Annotated in this window: 22 protein-coding genes; 11 read left to right on the forward strand and 11 right to left on the reverse strand. The window is 63.3% G+C overall.

Annotated elements, in window-relative coordinates:
* Nucleotides 1–82 precede the first annotated feature (82 nt).
* Entirely contained in the window at nucleotides 83–895 is an 813-nt protein-coding gene (gene xthA / locus AC3RCM_RS15005) for an exodeoxyribonuclease III (RefSeq protein WP_020192971.1), read from the forward strand.
* Between the two features lie 40 nt (nucleotides 896–935).
* Here the strand turns inward: xthA and AC3RCM_RS15010 are convergent, their stop codons facing one another.
* Both AC3RCM_RS15010 and AC3RCM_RS15015 read right to left on the reverse strand, forming a co-directional pair.
* Nucleotides 936–1,688, reverse strand: a complete 753-nt coding sequence (locus tag AC3RCM_RS15010; protein WP_104887516.1) for an anti-sigma factor family protein — start codon at nucleotides 1,686–1,688, stop codon at nucleotides 936–938.
* The gene (locus AC3RCM_RS15015) at nucleotides 1,685–2,206 is read right to left on the reverse strand and encodes a sigma-70 family RNA polymerase sigma factor (RefSeq protein ID WP_492628990.1); all 522 of its coding nucleotides are present in this window, start codon (nucleotides 2,204–2,206) and stop codon (nucleotides 1,685–1,687) included. Before AC3RCM_RS15015 ends, AC3RCM_RS15010 begins: the two co-directional genes overlap by 4 nt.
* A gap of 124 nt (nucleotides 2,207–2,330) precedes the next feature.
* Between AC3RCM_RS15015 and AC3RCM_RS15020 the strand changes: the two genes are divergently transcribed.
* The 5 genes from AC3RCM_RS15020 to AC3RCM_RS15040 all read left to right on the forward strand — a co-directional run bounded on the left by AC3RCM_RS15020 (nucleotide 2,331) and on the right by AC3RCM_RS15040 (nucleotide 6,129).
* Nucleotides 2,331–3,383, forward strand: a complete 1,053-nt coding sequence (locus AC3RCM_RS15020; RefSeq protein WP_010953791.1) for a catalase family peroxidase — start codon at nucleotides 2,331–2,333, stop codon at nucleotides 3,381–3,383.
* Entirely contained in the window at nucleotides 3,380–3,913 is a 534-nt protein-coding gene (locus tag AC3RCM_RS15025) for a cytochrome b (RefSeq protein ID WP_064491068.1), read from the forward strand. Before AC3RCM_RS15020 ends, AC3RCM_RS15025 begins: the two co-directional genes overlap by 4 nt.
* A gap of 81 nt (nucleotides 3,914–3,994) precedes the next feature.
* On the forward strand, nucleotides 3,995–5,200 hold the full coding sequence (locus AC3RCM_RS15030) for an MFS transporter (RefSeq protein WP_064491067.1): 1,206 nt from the start codon (nucleotides 3,995–3,997) through the stop codon (nucleotides 5,198–5,200).
* A gap of 81 nt (nucleotides 5,201–5,281) precedes the next feature.
* Nucleotides 5,282–5,827 (forward strand): cupin domain-containing protein, encoded by a 546-nt coding sequence (locus AC3RCM_RS15035; protein ID WP_003248033.1) that lies wholly within the window; start codon nucleotides 5,282–5,284, stop codon nucleotides 5,825–5,827.
* A gap of 2 nt (nucleotides 5,828–5,829) precedes the next feature.
* Nucleotides 5,830–6,129, forward strand: coding sequence for a DUF7693 family protein (locus tag AC3RCM_RS15040; RefSeq protein ID WP_231114224.1), 300 nt, complete (start codon nucleotides 5,830–5,832; stop codon nucleotides 6,127–6,129).
* Here AC3RCM_RS15040 and AC3RCM_RS15045 read toward each other — a convergent pair.
* Together AC3RCM_RS15045 and AC3RCM_RS15050 are read right to left on the reverse strand one after the other, a co-directional pair.
* A complete protein-coding gene (locus tag AC3RCM_RS15045) occupies nucleotides 6,102–6,716 on the reverse strand; it encodes a 2-hydroxychromene-2-carboxylate isomerase (RefSeq protein ID WP_020192977.1) in 615 nt (204 codons plus the stop codon). The two genes, AC3RCM_RS15040 and AC3RCM_RS15045, sit on opposite strands and share 28 nt — an antisense overlap.
* 28 nt (nucleotides 6,717–6,744) lie before the next feature.
* Nucleotides 6,745–7,476 (reverse strand): SDR family oxidoreductase, encoded by a 732-nt coding sequence (locus AC3RCM_RS15050; protein WP_064491066.1) that lies wholly within the window; start codon nucleotides 7,474–7,476, stop codon nucleotides 6,745–6,747.
* An 89-nt stretch (nucleotides 7,477–7,565) separates the two neighbouring features.
* Between AC3RCM_RS15050 and AC3RCM_RS15055 the strand changes: the two genes are divergently transcribed.
* The gene (locus tag AC3RCM_RS15055) at nucleotides 7,566–8,129 is read left to right on the forward strand and encodes a TetR/AcrR family transcriptional regulator (RefSeq protein WP_020193790.1); all 564 of its coding nucleotides are present in this window, start codon (nucleotides 7,566–7,568) and stop codon (nucleotides 8,127–8,129) included.
* Nucleotides 8,116–8,709, forward strand: a complete 594-nt coding sequence (locus AC3RCM_RS15060; protein ID WP_064491064.1) for an eCIS core domain-containing protein — start codon at nucleotides 8,116–8,118, stop codon at nucleotides 8,707–8,709. Before AC3RCM_RS15055 ends, AC3RCM_RS15060 begins: the two co-directional genes overlap by 14 nt.
* 481 nt (nucleotides 8,710–9,190) lie before the next feature.
* On the opposite strand, the gene AC3RCM_RS15065 is transcribed toward AC3RCM_RS15060, so the two are convergent.
* On the reverse strand, nucleotides 9,191–10,192 hold the full coding sequence (locus tag AC3RCM_RS15065; RefSeq protein ID WP_492628991.1) for a bile acid:sodium symporter family protein: 1,002 nt from the start codon (nucleotides 10,190–10,192) through the stop codon (nucleotides 9,191–9,193).
* Nucleotides 10,193–10,298: 106 nt separating this feature from the next.
* Between AC3RCM_RS15065 and ampC the strand changes: the two genes are divergently transcribed.
* Nucleotides 10,299–11,411 (forward strand): class C beta-lactamase, encoded by a 1,113-nt coding sequence (gene ampC / locus AC3RCM_RS15070; RefSeq protein ID WP_492628992.1) that lies wholly within the window; start codon nucleotides 10,299–10,301, stop codon nucleotides 11,409–11,411.
* A 330-nt stretch (nucleotides 11,412–11,741) separates the two neighbouring features.
* Complete coding sequence (locus AC3RCM_RS15075) at nucleotides 11,742–12,074, forward strand: hypothetical protein (protein WP_003253895.1); 333 nt, start codon at nucleotides 11,742–11,744, stop codon at nucleotides 12,072–12,074.
* A 46-nt stretch (nucleotides 12,075–12,120) separates the two neighbouring features.
* Here AC3RCM_RS15075 and AC3RCM_RS15080 read toward each other — a convergent pair whose 3' ends face one another.
* The 6 genes from AC3RCM_RS15080 to AC3RCM_RS15105 form a co-directional block, all read right to left on the reverse strand.
* Nucleotides 12,121–12,432: a hypothetical protein gene (locus tag AC3RCM_RS15080; RefSeq protein ID WP_010953779.1), complete on the reverse strand. Its 312-nt coding sequence runs from the start codon at nucleotides 12,430–12,432 to the stop codon at nucleotides 12,121–12,123.
* Nucleotides 12,433–12,575: 143 nt separating this feature from the next.
* Nucleotides 12,576–12,764 carry a hypothetical protein gene (locus AC3RCM_RS15085; RefSeq protein ID WP_003253897.1) on the reverse strand — a complete coding sequence of 63 codons (189 nt, stop codon included), beginning with the start codon at nucleotides 12,762–12,764 and terminating at the stop codon, nucleotides 12,576–12,578.
* A gap of 138 nt (nucleotides 12,765–12,902) precedes the next feature.
* The gene (locus AC3RCM_RS15090) at nucleotides 12,903–13,223 is read right to left on the reverse strand and encodes a YbjQ family protein (protein WP_003258990.1); all 321 of its coding nucleotides are present in this window, start codon (nucleotides 13,221–13,223) and stop codon (nucleotides 12,903–12,905) included.
* Between the two features lie 70 nt (nucleotides 13,224–13,293).
* Nucleotides 13,294–14,178 (reverse strand): EamA family transporter, encoded by an 885-nt coding sequence (locus AC3RCM_RS15095; protein ID WP_003253899.1) that lies wholly within the window; start codon nucleotides 14,176–14,178, stop codon nucleotides 13,294–13,296.
* A 162-nt stretch (nucleotides 14,179–14,340) separates the two neighbouring features.
* Complete coding sequence (locus AC3RCM_RS15100; RefSeq protein ID WP_492628993.1) at nucleotides 14,341–15,096, reverse strand: class II aldolase/adducin family protein; 756 nt, start codon at nucleotides 15,094–15,096, stop codon at nucleotides 14,341–14,343.
* A 22-nt stretch (nucleotides 15,097–15,118) separates the two neighbouring features.
* Nucleotides 15,119–16,162: an ABC transporter substrate-binding protein gene (locus AC3RCM_RS15105; RefSeq protein WP_064491060.1), complete on the reverse strand. Its 1,044-nt coding sequence runs from the start codon at nucleotides 16,160–16,162 to the stop codon at nucleotides 15,119–15,121.
* Nucleotides 16,163–16,336: 174 nt separating this feature from the next.
* Here AC3RCM_RS15105 and AC3RCM_RS15110 point away from each other — a divergent pair, with 174 nt between their 5' ends.
* Entirely contained in the window at nucleotides 16,337–18,289 is a 1,953-nt protein-coding gene (locus AC3RCM_RS15110) for an oxidoreductase (RefSeq protein ID WP_104887513.1), read from the forward strand.
* Nucleotides 18,290–18,300: the final 11 nt, after the last annotated feature.

The raw sequence follows: 18,300 nt of genomic DNA on the forward strand, positions 1-18,300 counted from the left end.
GCAGCAGGCTCGCCTGGCCGCCATGCTGGTGATGCAGGTCGATGTCGGCTAGCATCGCGCCTTTTACCGGGATTGTCTTTCCATGAAGATCGTCTGTTTCAACATCAACGGCCTGCGGGCCCGCCCGCATCAGCTGGCGGCGCTGATCGAAAAGCACCAGCCGGACGTGATCGGCCTGCAGGAAACCAAGGTCAGCGACGATCAGTTCCCGCTGGCCGACGTGCAGGCACTGGGTTACCACGTGCACTACCATGGCCAGAAAGGCCACTACGGCGTGGCCCTGCTGTCGCGCCAGGCGCCGCTGAGCCTGCACAAGGGCTTTGCCACCGACGAAGAAGATGCCCAGCGCCGCTTCATCTGGGGTACCTTCGCCGATGCCGACGGCAGCCCGATCACCATCATGAACGGCTATTTCCCCCAAGGTGAAAGCCGCGACCACCCCACCAAGTTCCCGGCCAAGCAGCGCTTCTACAGTGACCTGCAGGCACTGCTGGAAAGCCAGTTCCGCAACGACCATCCAGTGCTGGTGATGGGCGACATGAACATCTCGCCGCAAGACTGTGATATCGGCATCGGTCCGGACAACGCCAAACGCTGGCTGAAGACCGGCAAGTGCAGCTTCCTGCCGGAAGAGCGTGAGTGGATGGAACGTTTGAAAGGCTGGGGGTTGGTAGACAGCTTCCGCCACCTGTACCCGGACGTGACCGACCGTTTCAGCTGGTTCGACTACCGAAGCCGCGGCTTCGAGGACGAGCCCAAGCGCGGCCTGCGCATCGACCTGATCATGGCCTCGCAGCCGCTGGTGCCGCGCATCAAGGCAGCGGGCGTGGACTATGAGCTGCGCGGGATGGAAAAGCCGTCGGACCATGCGCCGATCTGGCTGGAGTTGAGCTGATTTTGGTGACGGGCCCAAGGTGCACGCCTTGGGCCCACACTCACAACCCCAACCTCAACGCTTCCCCCACCCCCGCCCCACGCACATCGTCCGCCGCGCTGACCAGGGCAAAGTTATAAGCCCCATGCGACCAGTACCGCGCCTCCAGCTGGCCATCGACCCGCTGCCCGTCCGGCATGCGCCGATAAAGGTTGCCCGGCGAGCGCAGGAACAGGCTGATGCGCTGGCCCTTGCCATCTTCGAACACCAGTAATGCAGCCGGCCCCTGCTCGTTGCTGAGCAAGCGCGCGCCCACCGGTTTGAAGCCATACCCCGCCAGGTCCGGTAACTGGCCCACCCGGCTGAAATGGCGGCCCAGCCAGTCGCGCAACTGCCCAGGATCACTGGCCTGGATATCCAGTGCTTCACTGCTGGCGAACAAACGGTGCGCCTGAACAGCATCAGCCATGGGCAGGTCGACCCGCGCCAGGGTTGCATCGCGCACTTGCCAGCCGCCCAAGCCCCCCACACCCAACGCCAGCATCACTACCGCCGCCGCAGCCCAGCGCCGCTGCCGACGCTGGCGCAATTGCCGACGCAACTGGCCAAGGTCCAGCTGCGCCGCACCGGGCAGCTCGCCCAACCCGGCCAGCGCTGTGCGCAGCCTTCGGGCATCGGCGCGCCAGCCTTCCACCCGTGCCGCAGCTTGCGGGTTGGCCGCCAGCCAGGCCTGCACCTCGGCCCGGCGCACAGGTTCCAGGCGCTCATCGACGTAAGCGTGCAATTCATCATCGCTGGGGATCAGGCGCGTCATTTCAGTCTCCGCAAGGCCGGGGGTTGGGGGTTGCCCTCGGTCAGTTCGCGCAAGGCATTGCGCGCGCGCGACAGGCGCGACATCACAGTGCCGATGGGGATGCCCAAGGCCTGGGCGGCCTCCTTGTAACTCAAGCCTTCGATGCTGACCAGCAACAACAAGGCACGCTGCTCCGCCGTCAGCCGGGCAAACGCCTGCAGGTCGGCCTGTGCCAGGACGATGGTTTCGAGGTTGTCACCGGCCGGCTCATCGTCGTGCTCGTTACGGCCGAACCAGGACAACCAGCGCGCATGCAATCGCTCACGGCGCTTACCGTCGAGGAACTGTCGATACAGGATGGTGAACAGCCAGACACGCAGGGCATCGGCGTCCCGTTGCTGGTCGCGACGGCTCAGGGCCCGCTCGACCGTAGCCTGCACCAGGTCGTCGGCGCTGCCCGGCTCGCGGGTCAACCACACGGCAAAGCGGCGCAGGCGGGCCAGCAGCTCGCGCCACTGGTGGTCGTCCAAATCATGCATGGCTAGGTCCCGGCCTCTGGGGTTGTCAGTGTAAAGGGCAGACGCCTGTGAACAAATTCTATTCCCGATGAGGGAATAACTTTTTCTCTGACACGTCGTACTGGCACCTTCACTGAACCGGACGATGACCATGAACACACCCTTGCACGGCCCGGCCAAAGCCTTGCGCCTGGCCGCCATTGGCGGCGTGCTGCTGGCCGCAGGTGCCGGCTTTGCCTATGCCGCTGGCTGGCTCGGCGCCCCCCGACTGACGCCACAACGCATCATCGACACCTTCGAAGCCCAGGCCGGGCATTACCCAGGCTACCGCAAGAACCACGCCAAGGGCTTGTGCGTGAGCGGCTACTTCCAGGCCAGCGGGCAGGCCGCCAACCTGTCCACGGCGCGCGCCTTCAGCCAGCAACGGGTGCCGGTGGTTGGCCGCTTTGCCATTGGCGGTGCCAACCCGTTCGCCCCGGATACGGGTATACCGGTACGCAGCCTGGCGATTGAGCTGAGCACCGACGACGGCCAGGTCTGGCGGACGGGCATGAACAACCCTCCGGTGCTGGCAGTCAGCACGCCGCAAGCGTTCTACCAGCAAGTACTGGCGAGTGCACCAGACCCGGCGACCGGCAAACCGGACCCTGGCAAGCTGCAGGCGTTCTTCGCCGCCCACCCGGAAAGCGCGGCGTTTCGCCAATGGGCGGCGGGTTACAAACCCAGCGACAGCTTCGCCAACACGCAATACCACAGTATCAATGCCTTCCGCCTGATCGACGCAGCTGGCGCGGCGCATCCGGTGCGTTGGCAGCTCGAGCCACAAACTGCATTTGCAGCATTACCCGCGCAAGTTGATGACAAGCAATTCCTGCAACACGACTTGCAGCAGCGCCTTGCCCAAGGCCCGTTGCGCTGGACGCTGCGCCTGGTACTGGCCGAACCAGGCGATGCCGTGGACGACCCTGCACGGCCGTGGCCCGCCGAGCGGCGCAGCGTGGACGCCGGCACTCTGGTGCTGGAACAGGTCGACGCCCCCGAGCAAGGGGCCTGCCGCGACCTCAACTTCGACCCGCTGATCCTGCCGCGCGGTATAGAGGCGTCGGCCGACCCGATCCTCGCCGCCCGCTCGGCCGCCTATTCGGAATCGTTCAACCGCCGTAGCCGCGAATCGCTCAGCACCGGAGCCAAGCCATGAAACCTCAAGCCTTCCACCCTTTCGCCCGCTTGTTGCACTGGCTGATGGCCGTGCTGATTCTTGCCATGCTGTTCATCGGCGTGAGCATGGTCGCCGACCTGTCGCTACGCCACCCGGTGCTGATCAGCCTGCACAAGGCCACCGGGCTGGCCCTGCTGGTGCTGGTGGTACTGCGCATCGCTGTGCGCCTGACCCTACCTCACCCGCCCCTGCCGAACGACCTGCCAAAACTGCAGCGCTGGGCCGCCGGAGCCTCGCATCTGCTGCTCTATGGCCTGATGCTGGCCATGCCGCTGCTGGGCTGGGCCATGCTGTCGGCAGGCGATTACCCGCGCCCGCTCGGCTTGCCCGCCATCGCCCCCCACAACCTGCAGCTATATGCCGTGTTGCGCCAGGCCCATGGCTGGGCCGGCTACCTGCTGTTTGCCACGGTGCTGGTGCATGTGGGGGCCGCCTTGATGCATGCGTGGGTGCGCCGTGACGGTGTGTTGCGTAGCATGTGGCCTGGCCCCTTGCACCGCAGCGAATGAACGGTAGCAGCACGGGGTTCGACAGTCGATAATGATTCCTAATAATATCGGTTTTGTTTGCCACTCTGCCCTGGACTGCCCATGAACGTCGCAAAGGATCCTGCAACCCTTCTGCCTGCCAGCACCCTGAACCTGCGCCCGCTGCTGCTGGCCAACATGGCCTGCACCATGTCGATGATGGCGTTCGTCGCCCTGATCGGCCCGATAGCCCGCCAGCTTGGCATGGCCACCTGGCAAGCCGGCGCCGCCGTGACCGTGGCCGGCGTGGTCTGGGTGCTGCTGGCCCGGCCCTGGGGCCGCGCGGCAGACCGCCTGGGCCGCCGGCGCATCCTGCTGCTGGGCAGCGCCGGCTTCACCCTGGCCTACTGGCTGCTGTGCCTGTTCGTCGAAGGCGCACTGCGTTGGATGCCGGGGGCGACCTTGGCGTTCATCGGCCTGATGATCGCGCGTGGTTGCATCGGCGCCTTTTATGCCGCCATCCCGGTAGGCTGCAACGCGCTGATCGCCGACCATGTGGAGCCGCAACGCCGGGCGCGGGCCATGGCCTCACTGGGGGCGGCCAACGCCGTCGGTCTGGTGGTCGGGCCGGCGCTGGCCGCACTGCTGGCGCGGCACAGCCTGAGCCTGCCGTTCCATATCATGTCGCTGCTGCCGGCCACTGCCTTCCTCGTGCTGTTTTTCACCCTCAAACCACAGGCGCTGCCGCACAGCCACGTCCCCAGCCCGGTGCGGCTGAACGACCCGCGCCTGCGCCGGCCGCTGCTGGTGGCATTCAGCGCCATGCTCAGCGTGACCGTGTCGCAGATCATCGTCGGTTTCTTTGCCCTTGACCGCTTGCATCTGGGCCCTGCCGAAGCGGCCCAGGCGGCTGGCATCGCCCTGACCACCGTGGGTGTGGCACTGATGCTGGCCCAGGTGATACTGCGCCAACTGGAGTGGCCACCGCTGAAGATGATCCGGGTGGGTGCCACGGTATCGGCACTGGGCTTTGCCTGTGGCTCGCTGGCCACCACGGCGCCGTGGCTGTGGGCTTGCTATTTTGTTGCGGCGGCCGGCATGGGCTTCGTCTTCCCGGCGTTTTCGGCACTGGCGGCCAATGCCATGCAGGCCACCGAACAAGGTGCCACGGCCGGTTCCATTGGCGCCGCCCAAGGCATGGGCGCGGTGATCGGGCCGCTCGCCGGTACCTTGGTGTATGCCCTTGATCCGCGCTTGCCATTCCTGGCCGTGGCCGTGCTGTTGCTGCTGGTCGGGCTGTGGCCGATGCCGCGTGAGCAGCGGGTTTGAGAAGCACAGCGCGCAAGGGCGCAGAGTGTGTTTTAATGCGCATCGCTCATTATTATTGACACCTCTGATTACAAGGCGGCTATGGACACGGGGACGCGACTCAAACTGGTGCGTGAACGCAACAACCTCTCCCAACGGGAACTGGCCCGTCGCAGCGGGCTGACCAATTCGACGATCTCGCAGATCGAGCAGAATCGCGTCAGCCCTTCGGTCAGCTCCCTGAAAAAACTGCTCGAAGGCATTCCCATGAGCCTGGCGGAGTTTTTCAGCTTCGACGAGCCGGTGCGTGAGGAACGCTACGTATTCCGTGGTGGCGAACAACCCGACCTGGGCCGCAATGGCCTGCGCATGCTGCTGGTCGGCGCCAGCGTCGAAGGCCGCCAAATGCGCATGCTGCGTGAGCTGTATGCACCCGGCGCCGACTCTGGCGAGCCGATCGTGCACGCTGAAGGCGAAGAATGCGGGTTGGTCACCCGTGGCACAGTCGAGCTGTGGGTCGACGGCCAGGTCAGCGTGCTCAATTCGGGCGACGGCTACTACATCCCTACGACCCTGCCGCACAGTTTCAAGAACATCGGCCCGGATGAGGCCGAGATCATCAGCGCCAACACGCCGGCGAATTTCTGATCTTGACCCACAGACCTTCACTGAGCGCCCGGGATGTCTATCAGTGCCTGCGTAATGTGGCCCTTGGCGTGCATCACCTTGAGGTGGCTGCACGCCGCGATGGCGGCCTGGTCGATGTCGGCATCCAGGGCTGGCAACTGACGTTGGCCCTGGATACCGAAGGCCTGTCGCATTGCGTTCATTGCCAAGCCCCCGACGGCGAACAGGCCGGCCTCGAACACTGGCAGCGCTATGGCACCAACCCCACCGACCTGCTCAGCCTGTGGGAGCGCACTCAGCTGGAGAGGCTGCTGGCCCCCTGACGTAGCGCCTCCTCGACAAAGTCCAGGCGGTCCTGGCCGAAGAACATCCCATCACCGACAAAACAGGTGGGCGCGCCAAACACCCCGCGCGCCACAGCGGCCTCGGTCGCCTGCTTTAGCGCTGCTTTTACTTCGCTGTCAGCGGCCAGGGCATGAAAAACCTGCGGGTCGAAGCCTGCCTGCGCGAGTGTTTCATTCAGCACAGCGCTGTCGCTCAGGTTGCGGCGCTGTACCCACAGCCCAGTGAACAGCACCGATAGCAATGCCTCGAACCGATCAGGTGAACGCAACTGGGTCCCTGTCACGCCGCGCATCAACGTCAGGGTATTGACCGGGAAGCCCGGCGGCATCCCGAACGGCACACCGTAGCGTTCGGCAAAGCGGGCCAGGTCGGTGAACATGTAGCGCCCTTTGGCCGGGATCATGGCCGGCGAAGCATTGCCGGTAGCCTGGAAAACCCCGCCAAGCAGCATTGGCCGGTAGCGCAGCGTAGCGCCGTGGCGGGCACACAGGTTCGGCAGTTGGGTCCAGGCCAGGTAGCTGGCCGGGCTACCCAGGTCAAAAAAGAAATCGACAGACGTTTGCATGGTGACGGTCCTTGCATGTTAACGGGGGTTACCAGCGTTCCATCCAGGGGCGCAGGTCCAGCTCGAAGGTCCAGGCATCGCGGGGCTGGGCGTGCAGGAACCAGTAACTGTCGGCAATGTGCGCCGGGTCAAGGATGCCATCCTGGTCCTTGAGGGCATAGCGCTCGGGGAAGCTGTCGCGGATGAAGGCCGTGTCGATGGCACCGTCCACCACCACATGGGCGACATGGATGTTGCGTGGCCCCAACTCGCGCGCCATGCTCTGCGCCAGGGCACGCAAGCCATGCTTGGCCCCGGCGAAGGCTGCAAAACCGGCTGCGCCGCGGGTACCGGCTGTAGCGCCGGTGAACAGGAGGGTGCCGCGCTCACGCTGAACCATGCGCCGGGCCACCGCCTGCGCGGTGAGGAAACCGGCAAAGCAGGCCATTTCCCAGATCTTGAAGTACTTGCGTGGGGTTTCCTCGAGGATGCTGCACGGCACATTCGCACCGATATTGAAGACAAATGCCTCAATCGGACCTATATCACGCTCGATAGTCTCTACCAGCTCGGCCACCTCCTCTTCCTTGCGCGCATCAGAGCCGAAACCGTAGGCCTGGCCGCCAGCGGCGTGTATTTCCTCCAGCAGCGGCTGCAGTTTGTCGGCCTGGCGACGGGTTACGCAGGCAATATAGCCCTCACGCGCAAAACGCTTGGCGATCTCGCCGCCAGTGGCGTCGCCCGCCCCGATCACCAGCACGACTTTTTGTTGTTCTGACATGCCTGCCTCCATTGGTAAATGATCGTTTAGTAAACGAACGCTATGTTATGATCGCGGTCATCGTCAAGCCTGTTTGCCGAGGCATGTGAATGCGCTATTCCAACGAACACAAACAGCAAACCCGCGAACGGTTGCTGGCCAGCAGCGGCGCGCTGGCCAAGCGCGGGGGTTTTGCCAGTACCGGCGTGGCCGGGTTGATGAAAGCGATCGGCCTGACCGGCGGTGCCTTCTACAACCACTTCCCGTCCAAGGACGACCTGTTTACCGAGGTGGTACGCCAGGAGCTGAGCAACAGCCCCCTGGCACGCCTGGCCAACCAGGGAGCCAACCGTGAACGCCTGGGCCGCTGCCTGCAGCAGTACCTGAGCCTGGCCCACCTGCGCAATGCCGAAGGTGGATGCCCGTTGCCGCCGCTGGGTGTGGAAATCGCCCGGGCCGACACGCCGGTGCGTGAAGTGGCTGAGCACTGGCTGGTAGAACTGCACCGGGCCTGGAGCACAACCCTGGAGGATGAGCAGCTGGCCTGGGTGCTGATCAGCCAGTGCGTAGGGGCATTGCTGGTCGGGCGCATGCTGGCCAGTGAAAGCGTGCAAGCGCAGGTACTGGGCGCCAGCCGCCAGTTTGTCGAACAGGCCCTGCATGAGGCGGATTAGTGCCCTGCTGGGTTTTCTATTGGCCCTCCCTGCGCTTGCCGAACAGGCCTGCCCGCCTGGGCAGTATCAAGTGTGTCTGATGGGCTGCTTTTGCGCCCCGATCGATCCAGGCCAGGCCGGACAGATCCTCAAGGATGTGGAGGTCATGGCCTCGTCCAGCCTGGCATACGCCTTGCGCCAGGCCCGCGACGAAGCCACGGCCAGCGGTGTGCAGCCGATTCCGTTGCATATTCGGGCGCAGCTGGAACCCTGGTATGACTTTGCCGTGCTCGACGCGGCGCGCTTCCGGGTGGGGGATGAGCAACAGATCAGCGCAGCCAATGCGCTATTGCAGAACCCCGATGTGAACGCCGTTACACTGATCGACACGATCATCTTCCGCCGGGCCGCCGATGCCGAGGACAACGTGGCCTTGTGGGCGCACGAGCTCAAGCATGTGCAGCAGTATCAGGAGCTGGGCGTGGAGGAGTTTGCCCGACGCTATACGCGCAACTTCGACGACCTGGAGGGGCCGGCCTACAAGATCGAGGCCGAAGTCGACAAGGCGCTGCGCGAGCGTCGTTCAGGCCTGGCCCGCTGATCGCTGCCATTACGCTCCACATCTACAGCGCCTGTCTTGCCCGGCGCAAAATTCAGCCGGTAGGAGCGGGTTTACCCGCGAATACGGTAGCGGCGGCAACGGAGAACGACTGGTGGAGATTGGCCAGCAGGCCCGGCCCTTTCGCGGGTAAACCCGCTCCTACGACGGCCTGCGCCCAACCCCCGATGTGTGTCCACCCCGCTCCTACGACGGCATGCACCCAATCACCAATGTGTGTCACCCCGCTCCTACACGACGGCATGCGCCCACCCCCCGATGTGTGTCCACCCCGATCTGTGTAGGAGCGGGTTTACCCGCGAATACGGTAGCGGCCACAACGCTGAACGGCGGGTGGAGATTGGCCAGAAGGCCCGGCCTCTTCGCGGCTATCACCCCTTTGATACGACCAAGCTTTTCAGCTCTCAGCACCGCAGAAAAGCTTGACCGCCAACACAGCATCTACATGGGAACGTAAAGGCGCTCAAGACACCGCCGAAGCCTCCACCGCCTGCTCACGGCTGGCATAACGCTGCGCCAGCACAGCACACACCATCAGCTGTATCTGGTGGAACAGCATCAGCGGCAGGATCATCGCGCCAATGCCACTGCCCACGAACAACACCTGGGCCATGGGCACACCCGTAGCCAGGCTTTTCTTGGAGCCGGCAAACAGGATGGTGATGCGATCCTCAAGGTCAAAGCCCAGCGCCTTGCCAAGCAAGCGGGTGCCAAACAGCACCACTGCCAGCAGAATTGCGCACACCACGAACAACCCCGCCAAGTGCTGCGGCGATACGGTGTGCCACAAACCGGTAACCACGGCCTCACTGAAGGCGGTGTACACCACCAGCAGGATCGACCCCTGGTCCACCACCTTGAGCCAGCGCGCATTGCGCTTGACCCAGGCACCGATCCAGCGCCGCGCGACCTGCCCGGCAACGAACGGCACCAGCAGCTGCAAAGTGATCTTCAACACCGCATCCAGGCCGGAACCTGTATCACCACTGGCACCCAGCAACAACATCACCAGCAACGGTGTGAGGAAGATACCCAGCAGGCTGGAGGCCGCCGCGCTGCAGATAGCCGCTGGCACGTTACCGCGGGCCAGCGAGGTAAAGGCAATGGCCGACTGCACGGTTGCAGGCAAGGCACACAGGTACAGGATGCCCAGATAAAGCTCGTTACCTACCAGCGGTACGAACAGAGGTTTGAACGCCAGGCCCAGCAGCGGGAACAATACGAAAGTACAGGAGAACACCAGTAGGTGCAGGCGCCAGTGCCCGGCACCGGCAATGATGGCTTCACGGGACAGTTTGGCGCCATGCAAGAAGAACAACAGGCCAATGGCCAGGTTGGTCAGCCAGCCGAAATACACCGCGCCATCGCCCGAGCAAGGCAGTACGGTGGCGATGGGTACCACACCGAGCAAGGCCAGGGTGAAATTGTCAAATAACATGCGCAAATACTTCATCACTGTATCCATCTTGTCATGGTGGGTGGGCAGACGATAAGGTCTTTGGCTCCCCGTCGCTAACGCCGGAACCCCGAGTGGTATCGCTCAACGGACACGCTCCACAAAAGGACTCACCATGCTCCGCCCACGTCTGGCTGCACTTGCAGCCGCCATTACCCTTGCCTTAGGCCATGCCAGCGCCCAGGCCGACGACCAGTTACAGGCCAAGGTCGACCAGATCATCCGCCCGCTCATGCAGGAACAAGGCATCACCGGCATGGCTGTGGCCATCTATGCACGCGACCACGCGCATTACTTCAGCTACGGTGTGGCCAGCAAGGCCGACAACGTACCGGTCAGCCGCGATACGCTGTTCGAGATCGGTTCGCTGAGCAAGACCTACACGGCCACCCTGGCCGCGCTTGCCAGCGCCGAGGGCAAGCTTGACCTCGAGGCCCCGGCCAAGCGCTATCACCCGGCATTGGCCGGCGTCCCCATCGGCGACGCGACGGTGCTGGAACTGGGCGCCTATAGCGCCGACTGCCTGCCACTGCAGTTCCCCGACACCGTACAAACACCGCAACAGGTAGTCGATTTCTTCCGCCACTGGCAACCTCGCGCCAAACCTGGCACCCAGCGCTGCTACTCCAACCCCAGCCTGGGTTTGTTCGGTGACCTGGCCGCCCGTGCGCAGCATCAACCGTTTTCCACGCTGATGAGTGAGGGCCTGCTGACGAAGATGGGCCTGAAAAATACCTACCTTCAGGTTCCGGCCAGCGCTCAGGGGCTTTATGCCCAAGGGTATGACGCCGACGACAAGCCGGTGCGTGTAGGGCCCGGCCCTTACGCCGATGAGGCCTACGGCATCAAAACCAGCGCCAGCGACCTGCTGCGCTATGTGCGGTTGCACATGCAGCCGCAGGGCCTGCCACCGGCCCTGGCGAAAGCCACCGCTATTACCCAGCAGGGCTACTTCCAGGTTGGCGCCATGACGCAAGGCCTGGGCTGGGAACGCTACCCCTACCCGGTCACGCTGAGCACACTGATCGATGGCAACAGCCCACAGCTGATCCGCGAACCGCAGGCCACCACTCGCTTGCAGCCGGCCCTGCCCGCGCTGCCGGCAGCTTGGTACAACAAGACCGGCGCCACCAACGGCTTCGGCGCGTACGCCGCGTTCGTGCCGGCAGAACAGCTGGCAGTCGTGCTGCTGGCCAATCGGAATTACCCCAACCAGGCGCGGGTTTAAGCCGCCTTCGACATCCTTTCCGGCTTATAACGCGAGCTTTGATTGTCGGACAAAACGACAGAATGTAGTGAGCAAAAATATTCACTACAAAATGGTTGACGCCGTTCATCGCGCTTGGGCATGATGAAGCCGTCTCCCCGATCGGGAGCGGTGGCAAGGGTGTTCCAGACGGCCTGCGCGGTAACGCAGGCCGTCCGTGGAGAGGGAAACTGTCCAAAAGGCAGCGTGAGAAAGCCCCTGTTGCGATGCTGCTGTAGCAGCCTTGGTAGTGCGCTACACCGTGATAGCGCCAACTGTGAAAATCACCTACGAATGGGTAATGGGGGCTTTATGATGAACTTGAACAACAATCCGACTATCGACCAATTGGCCCAGCTGTTCGCCGTGCGCAAGGACAGCCTTGACGACCATTTGCTGTGGGTTAGCCAAACCGGTGAAGTGCGCCTCGACCGCCTGCCACCGAACACCGTCGAAGATGAATTTGAAGAGCACCTGCCCAGCATGCGTGCCCGCTTCAAGGTCTACCGCCGTGGCCAAGGCTACGTCGGCAAGAAAGCCGCCGCCGACACTGAATTCGTTGGCCGCGTGCTGCAGACCCTGCAACAAGAATGGCCCGCTGCCCGTGAGCAGCAGGCAGTCAAGGTGATCGAACCGCTGAATTGAGGGTTCGCACCCTTACCAGAGCCCGGCCTGCATAGGCCGGGCTTTTTCATGCCTGGCGCCGCTGCAGACGGGTTTCCGGCAGAGGCAAGGCGCCTGTTGCCATCGCCCGGGCGCGGTCGACACCCCACACCAGCGCACGGGTCATGGTCTCGCCCGGCAGCGCGGGGTAATACTCTTCCAGCAACGCCCGCCCATCCCCGGCGTACAACCCCAGAAACAGCTGCGTCGCCCCCAGGCGCGACAAGCGCACCTGCACGTCCAGTGTGGTGCCGTCGCTGAGTGCTTCGTCGTGGCAGCGGCTGTGCAGCTGTGCGTCGGCCCACTGCCAATAGGTTTCTTCCCTGACTCGCATGAGCATTCAATCCTCCGTTGCTGGAATGCCGCGTCAGAAAACCACAGGCCGGGCCATCCGGCGAGCGCTACCGGGCAATACCATGAGGCGGATCAACGAATGGCAATAAAAACCCCGCCGTTGGGCGGGGGGCGTGTGCAGGCGCGGGATCACTTCTTGAGCGGTACCCGCGGCATGAAGCGGCCTTTTTTGCTGCGCTGCAAATGTGCAGGCTGGAGCTGTTCGGAATCATCCAGCGTCATGTGGGCGAAACCCAGGCGAAATGCCGCCTGGCCGCAACGCACCTGGCTGTTGATCGGGAACGCATCGTTCAGGTCTTCGAAAAAGGATTCGCTCATGCCCAGTCTCCCTCCAGTGGCGGTCGCGTCGGCAACCAGACAAGTTGCCCAGGAAACGCGGCCTGTGAAAGTGAGACTAGCTGGTCATTTGCGGACCGACCGGACAAGAACCTTGCAGCCGACCAATGGCAAAAGGCTTTACTTCAGGCGTACTGCCGTACCGGTGGCAAATACCACGACCATGCCGCCCTGTACCGACGGCATGCTGATCTCAAAATCCACCCCCACTACCGCATCGGCTTGCAACTGTCGTGCCCGGGCCTTGAGTTCTTCAGTGGCCTGCTCCCGGGCCTCGCGCAGCGCGCTTTCCAAGGTTTGCGAACGGCCACCGAAGAAGTCGCGAAACCGTGCAAAGAAATCGCGCACGAAGTTGATACCTTGCACCGATTCGGAACTGACCACGCCCAGGTATTCGGCAATCGGGCGGCCTTCGAGCTGGCTGGTGGTGGAAATGATCATGGATGCGCTCCGTTGGCCTGGCAGAAAGAGGCCGATTCTAACAGAGCGCAGGTCAGCAGATTTAAGCGCTTTACGCGTTGGCAGCCCGCAAACGCTGACCGATGCGTGCACCGAATACATTCACCAGCAGGCCGGCCATCACCAGCAATGCGCCCCAGCCCTGCGTAGCGGTCAGGCGCTCTCCCAGCAGCAATGCCGACGAACTCAGCCCAATCACCGGTACCAGCAGCGAGAATGGCGCCACTTTGCCTGCCGGGTGACGCGACAGCAACTTGCTCCACAGGCTGTAGCCGAGCATGGTGGCCACAAAGGCCAGATACGCCAGGGCCAGCACCGAACTCCAACTGATATTGGCCAAGGCATGGCCAATGCGCTCGGGGCCTTCCAGCCACCAGGACAGTGCCAGGAATGGAAGTGGCGGTATCAGCCCACCCCAGATCACCAACGCGACCAGGTCGACCGAGCCGAACCGCCGGGTAATGATGTTGCCAAGGCCCCACATCGCACCACCACACAGGGTCAGCACCAACGCCAGCATGGGCACATGGCCGCCGTCTTCGCTGCCGATCAGTGCCAGGCCGCCGGCCGCCACCAGCAGCCCCAGCACGCTGGCCAGGCGCAGCCGCTCACCGAGAAACAACGCAGCAAAACCGAGGGTGAAGAAGGCTTGCGACTGCAGGATCAACGAAGCCAACCCTGGCGGCATGCCGCTGTACATGGCCTGAAACAGGAACGCGAACTGGCCCAGTGAAATGGTCGCACCGTAAGCGATCAGCCAGCGCCACGGCAGTTTGGGCCGCCTGACCAGCAAGATCGCCGGGAACGCCACCAGCAAGAAACGCAATGCCCCCAGCAACATCGGTGGCAACCCGTCGAGGCCAACCTTGATGACCACAAAGTTGACGCCCCAGGCGACAATCACCACCAGGGCGATAAGCAGGTCCTTGAGTGGCATTGCGACTTCCTTCTGCAGGCTTTTTAGACATATTTCGTTACAGCATAACGGTATTCCTTGAAAAGGGACCAGCACAGTTGAAACCAATGGTTGCACTACAGTGACTGTTCCGTCTGCCCGCTGTCGGCTGGACGACCAACTGCCAAATCAGCAAGCACAGGTTCAATCCTGATAACCAGGCGCCACCTTTTCCAACATTCGCAACAACGCCGCCCACGCCAATTGCAGCGCATCTGGGTCGGTCAGTTCCCCCTGCTTCAACCCTCTCCCCGGCGCGTTGAACTGCCGTTCGGTACGCACGCACACTTCGGTCGTCGGCAATATCAGTTGCCCAGCACTTTGCGCCACCAACTGGATCTCGCAAGCCTTCTCCAGGTAGTACATGCGCAAGAAGGCTTCAGCCACACTGCGCCCCGTGGTCAACAGGCCATGGTTGCGCAGCATCATCACTGGCTTGTTGCCCAGGTCGGCCACCAGCCGTTGCTGTTCATGCATGTCCAGCGCGACGCCCTCGTAGGCGTGGTAAGCCACATTGCCGTAAAACTCCATGGACATCTGGTTGACCGGCAGCAGGCCACATTCCAGTGCGGCCACCGCGCAACCTGCGCGGGTGTGGGTGTGCAGCACGCACTGGGCATCCTCGCGGGCAGCGTGAATGGCACTGTGAATGACGAACCCGGCCGGGTTGACCGGGTGACGGGCAGCCCCCACCGGCCGCCCCTGCAGGTCGATCTTCACCAGGCTGGACGCTGTGATCTCCTCGAAGAGCAGGCCATACGGGTTGATCAGGAAATGGTGCTCCGGCCCAGGCAGGCGCAGGGAGATATGCGTGAAGATGAGATCGCTCATGCGAAAGTGCGCGATCAGCCGGTAGCAGGCAGCCAGCTCCCGACGCAGGCTTAGTTCCGTTTCAGTCATCTTGTTGCCCCTTTACTGAACGCTATTTGCTGGCCCAGGCGTTGAAGCGTTGCTCCAGTTCTTCACCATGATCGACCCAGAATTCCACGTTCATGGCCAGCGCCCCTTGCAGGTTCTGTGGCGAAGTGGGTACCCAGTTGGCCAGCGCCGGGTCAAGCCTGGCCGCGGCTTGGGTATTGGTGGGCCCATAGGGGATCTGTTGTACATACCGCACCTGGGTATCCGGCTGATTGGCATAGGCAATCAGCCGCTTGGCCTGGTCGACATGCCGCGAGCCTTTGATGATCGCCCAATAGTCCATACCGTACAGGCTGCCAGGCCATACCACGGCCAACGGGCTGCCCTGCTGCGCCGCCACCGCAATTCGTCCGCTGTAGGTGGAGGTCATGACCACGTCACCGGCTGCCAGCCATTGCGCGGGTTGAGCGCCGGCGTCCCACCACTGGATATGGGGTTTGAGTTCGCTGAGTTTGGCGAAGGCCCGTTCGACACCTGCCGGCGTGGACAATACCCGGTAAACGTCCTCGACCTTGACTCCGTCAGCCAACAGTGCGAATTCCAGGTTGTACACCGCACGCTTGCGCAGGCCGCGCTTGCCAGGGTACTTGTCGACGTCCCAGAAGTCGGCCCACGACGCCGGCGCCTGGGCCAGTTTGCTGCGGTCGTAGGCAATAGCCACGCTCCAGACCAGCGCGGCCGACCCACAATCCTGTGCGGCTGCCGGGATCAGTTCGGCTGCATGGCCCAGGCGCTGCCAGTCCAGGTGCTCGTAGATCCCCTCGTCGCAGCCGCGCATCAAGTCAGGGCCTTCGATCTGCACCACATCCCAATCGACGTTGCCGGTGTCGGCCATGACCTGGATCCGTGCCATTTCGCCGTTGTATTCACTCTGAATCAGCTGGCTGCCGTCCTGGGCAATGAAGGGCTTGAAGATCGCCTCATCCTGGGCCTTCTGGCCTGCACCGCCATAACCGACCACGACCATCTGCTGCGCAGCTTGCGCATTGCTTAGGCCAAGGGCCAACAAGGCCGCACAAAGGCCGGTCACACGTGGATATAGCTGCATCGTAGTTTCCTCCTGGCGGTGCCCGACGGGCCCGTTTTCTTGTTGTTCTGAGGTCACACCCTCGCCATGCGAGTGAGGAAAACCTAGACAGACGCAAGTAAAAAAACAAGTTGATTTTTTACTATCGCTACACTTTTATAAGTAAAAATAACAACACCGCACCGGAGCCGCCTGATGCAGACCGCCTTCCCACACCTGTTCGAGCCCTTGCAGATCCGCGGCAAACGCTTGAAAAACCGCATCATGTCCACCGGTCACGACACCTGCCTGCCCACCGACAACCTGGTCAACGACAAGCTGATCGCCTACCAGCGCGACCGCGCTGCCGGCGGCGTCGGCCTGATCGTGCTGCAGGTCGCCGGGGTGCACGACAGTGCCCGCTACACCTCGCATGTGCTAATGGCCACTGACGATGCCTGCATCGATGGCTACCGGCAGCTTGCCGAGGCCTGCCACGCGCACGGCACCGTGGTGCTGTCGCAACTGTTTCACCCCGGGCGGGAGATCATGGAATCGGCAGACGGCCTGTTGGCGGTAGCCTACTCGGCCTCTGCGGTGCCCAATGAGCGCTTCCGGGTGATGCCACGGGCGCTGGACCAGGCAATGATCGACGAAATCGTCCAGGGCTACGCCAGCGCCGCCCGCCGCCTGCACCAGGCCGGGCTGGATGGCGTCGAGGTGGTGGCCAGCCATGGCTACCTGCCCGCGCAGTTTCTCAACCCGCGTGTGAACGTACGCAGCGATGGCTACAACGGTGACCTGGATCAGCGCCTGAGGTTCTTGCGCGAAGTGCTGGCCGCAGTGCGCGCCGCCACCGATGAGCAATTCATCATTGGCCTGCGCATCAGCGCTGACGAGCGCGACAGCCAGGGCCTGAGTGAAGACGAGTCACTGGCTGCTGCCGTGGCCTTGCAGGGCCAGCTCGACTACCTGCATATCGTCGCCGGTACCTCGGCCTCGCTGGGGGGCGCGGTCCATATCGTGCCGCCGATGGCCATCGAACCGGCGTACCTGGCCCGCGAGGCTGGCACCTTCAAGCAACAGCTGGCTATCCCCCTGTTCGTCACCGGGCGCATCAACCAGCCCCAGGAAGCCGAGCTGATCCTGGCCCGCGGCCAGGCTGATGTGTGCGGCATGACCCGGGCGCTGATCTGCGATCCGTCGATGCCAGGCAAGACCGAACGCGGCCAGGTCGAAGACGTGCGCGCCTGCATCGCCTGCAACCAGGCATGCATTGGCCATTTCCATCGTGGCTTGCCCATTTCCTGCATCCAGCGCCCGGAAACCGGGCGTGAGTTGCAGTACGGGCACCTCACGCCCACTTCCTCGCCCAAGCGCATAATGGTCGCCGGCGGCGGGCCTGCCGGCATGAAGGCCGCCGCCGTGGCCGCCGCGCGCGGGCACCAGGTCACGCTGTACGAGGCGGGCCCGCAGCTCGGTGGGCAGGTGCTGCTGGCCCAGCTACTGCCACGGCGTAGCGAGTTCGGGGGTGCCAGCACCAACCTTCAACGGGAAATGGCCCTGGCAGGTGTAGAAGTGGTGCGCAACACCCGGGTCGACCGCGCACTGGTCGAACGTGAGCGCCCTGATCTGGTCATTGCCGCTACCGGCGCCATCCCCTACTGGCCGGCGTTCGAGCGTACCGGCGAGCTTCAGGTAGTGGACGCCTGGCAAGTGCTGCGCAATGAGGTGAAACCGGGGCGTTCGGTGCTGGTGATCGACTGGCGCTGTGACTGGATCGGCCCCGGTATCGCCGAACGCCTGGTGCGCGAAGGCCATCAGGTCCAGTTGGCGGTCAACGGTACTCATTGCGGCGAGAGCCTGCCGCTTTACGTACGTGACCAACTGGCCGGCGAGCTGCATCGCCTGGGTATCCCTGTCACCCCATACGCACGCCTGTATGGCAGCGACGACAACACGGTGTACCTGCAGCACACCGCCAGCGGCGATCCGATGATCTTCGAAGGCATCGACACCTTGGTGCTGTGCATGGGGCATCAACCGCAAGACCGCCTGGCCACTGAACTGGCAGGTGTGGTGGACGTACGGCGGATTGGCGACTGCCTGGCACCGCGCACGGCCGAAGAAGCGATTCACGATGGCCTGACGGTTGCCTGGGCGCTCTGAGGCTGTACATA

It is taken from the genome of Pseudomonas sp. GW823-FHT05G12 (genome assembly GCF_058795575.1).

Coding starts and splice junctions, on each gene's coding strand:
- xthA (WP_020192971.1), top strand. CDS start 83: ATGAAGATCGTCTGTTTCAACATCAACGGCCTGCGGGCCCGCCCGCAT.
- AC3RCM_RS15010 (WP_104887516.1), bottom strand. CDS start 1,688: ATGACGCGCCTGATCCCCAGCGATGATGAATTGCACGCTTACGTCGAT.
- AC3RCM_RS15015 (WP_492628990.1), bottom strand. CDS start 2,206: ATGCATGATTTGGACGACCACCAGTGGCGCGAGCTGCTGGCCCGCCTG.
- AC3RCM_RS15020 (WP_010953791.1), top strand. CDS start 2,331: ATGACCATGAACACACCCTTGCACGGCCCGGCCAAAGCCTTGCGCCTG.
- AC3RCM_RS15025 (WP_064491068.1), top strand. CDS start 3,380: ATGAAACCTCAAGCCTTCCACCCTTTCGCCCGCTTGTTGCACTGGCTG.
- AC3RCM_RS15030 (WP_064491067.1), top strand. CDS start 3,995: ATGAACGTCGCAAAGGATCCTGCAACCCTTCTGCCTGCCAGCACCCTG.
- AC3RCM_RS15035 (WP_003248033.1), top strand. CDS start 5,282: ATGGACACGGGGACGCGACTCAAACTGGTGCGTGAACGCAACAACCTC.
- AC3RCM_RS15045 (WP_020192977.1), bottom strand. CDS start 6,716: ATGCAAACGTCTGTCGATTTCTTTTTTGACCTGGGTAGCCCGGCCAGC.
- AC3RCM_RS15050 (WP_064491066.1), bottom strand. CDS start 7,476: ATGTCAGAACAACAAAAAGTCGTGCTGGTGATCGGGGCGGGCGACGCC.
- AC3RCM_RS15055 (WP_020193790.1), top strand. CDS start 7,566: ATGCGCTATTCCAACGAACACAAACAGCAAACCCGCGAACGGTTGCTG.
- AC3RCM_RS15060 (WP_064491064.1), top strand. CDS start 8,116: ATGAGGCGGATTAGTGCCCTGCTGGGTTTTCTATTGGCCCTCCCTGCG.
- AC3RCM_RS15065 (WP_492628991.1), bottom strand. CDS start 10,192: ATGGATACAGTGATGAAGTATTTGCGCATGTTATTTGACAATTTCACC.
- ampC (WP_492628992.1), top strand. CDS start 10,299: ATGCTCCGCCCACGTCTGGCTGCACTTGCAGCCGCCATTACCCTTGCC.
- AC3RCM_RS15075 (WP_003253895.1), top strand. CDS start 11,742: ATGATGAACTTGAACAACAATCCGACTATCGACCAATTGGCCCAGCTG.
- AC3RCM_RS15080 (WP_010953779.1), bottom strand. CDS start 12,432: ATGCTCATGCGAGTCAGGGAAGAAACCTATTGGCAGTGGGCCGACGCA.
- AC3RCM_RS15085 (WP_003253897.1), bottom strand. CDS start 12,764: ATGAGCGAATCCTTTTTCGAAGACCTGAACGATGCGTTCCCGATCAAC.
- AC3RCM_RS15090 (WP_003258990.1), bottom strand. CDS start 13,223: ATGATCATTTCCACCACCAGCCAGCTCGAAGGCCGCCCGATTGCCGAA.
- AC3RCM_RS15095 (WP_003253899.1), bottom strand. CDS start 14,178: ATGCCACTCAAGGACCTGCTTATCGCCCTGGTGGTGATTGTCGCCTGG.
- AC3RCM_RS15100 (WP_492628993.1), bottom strand. CDS start 15,096: ATGACTGAAACGGAACTAAGCCTGCGTCGGGAGCTGGCTGCCTGCTAC.
- AC3RCM_RS15105 (WP_064491060.1), bottom strand. CDS start 16,162: ATGCAGCTATATCCACGTGTGACCGGCCTTTGTGCGGCCTTGTTGGCC.
- AC3RCM_RS15110 (WP_104887513.1), top strand. CDS start 16,337: ATGCAGACCGCCTTCCCACACCTGTTCGAGCCCTTGCAGATCCGCGGC.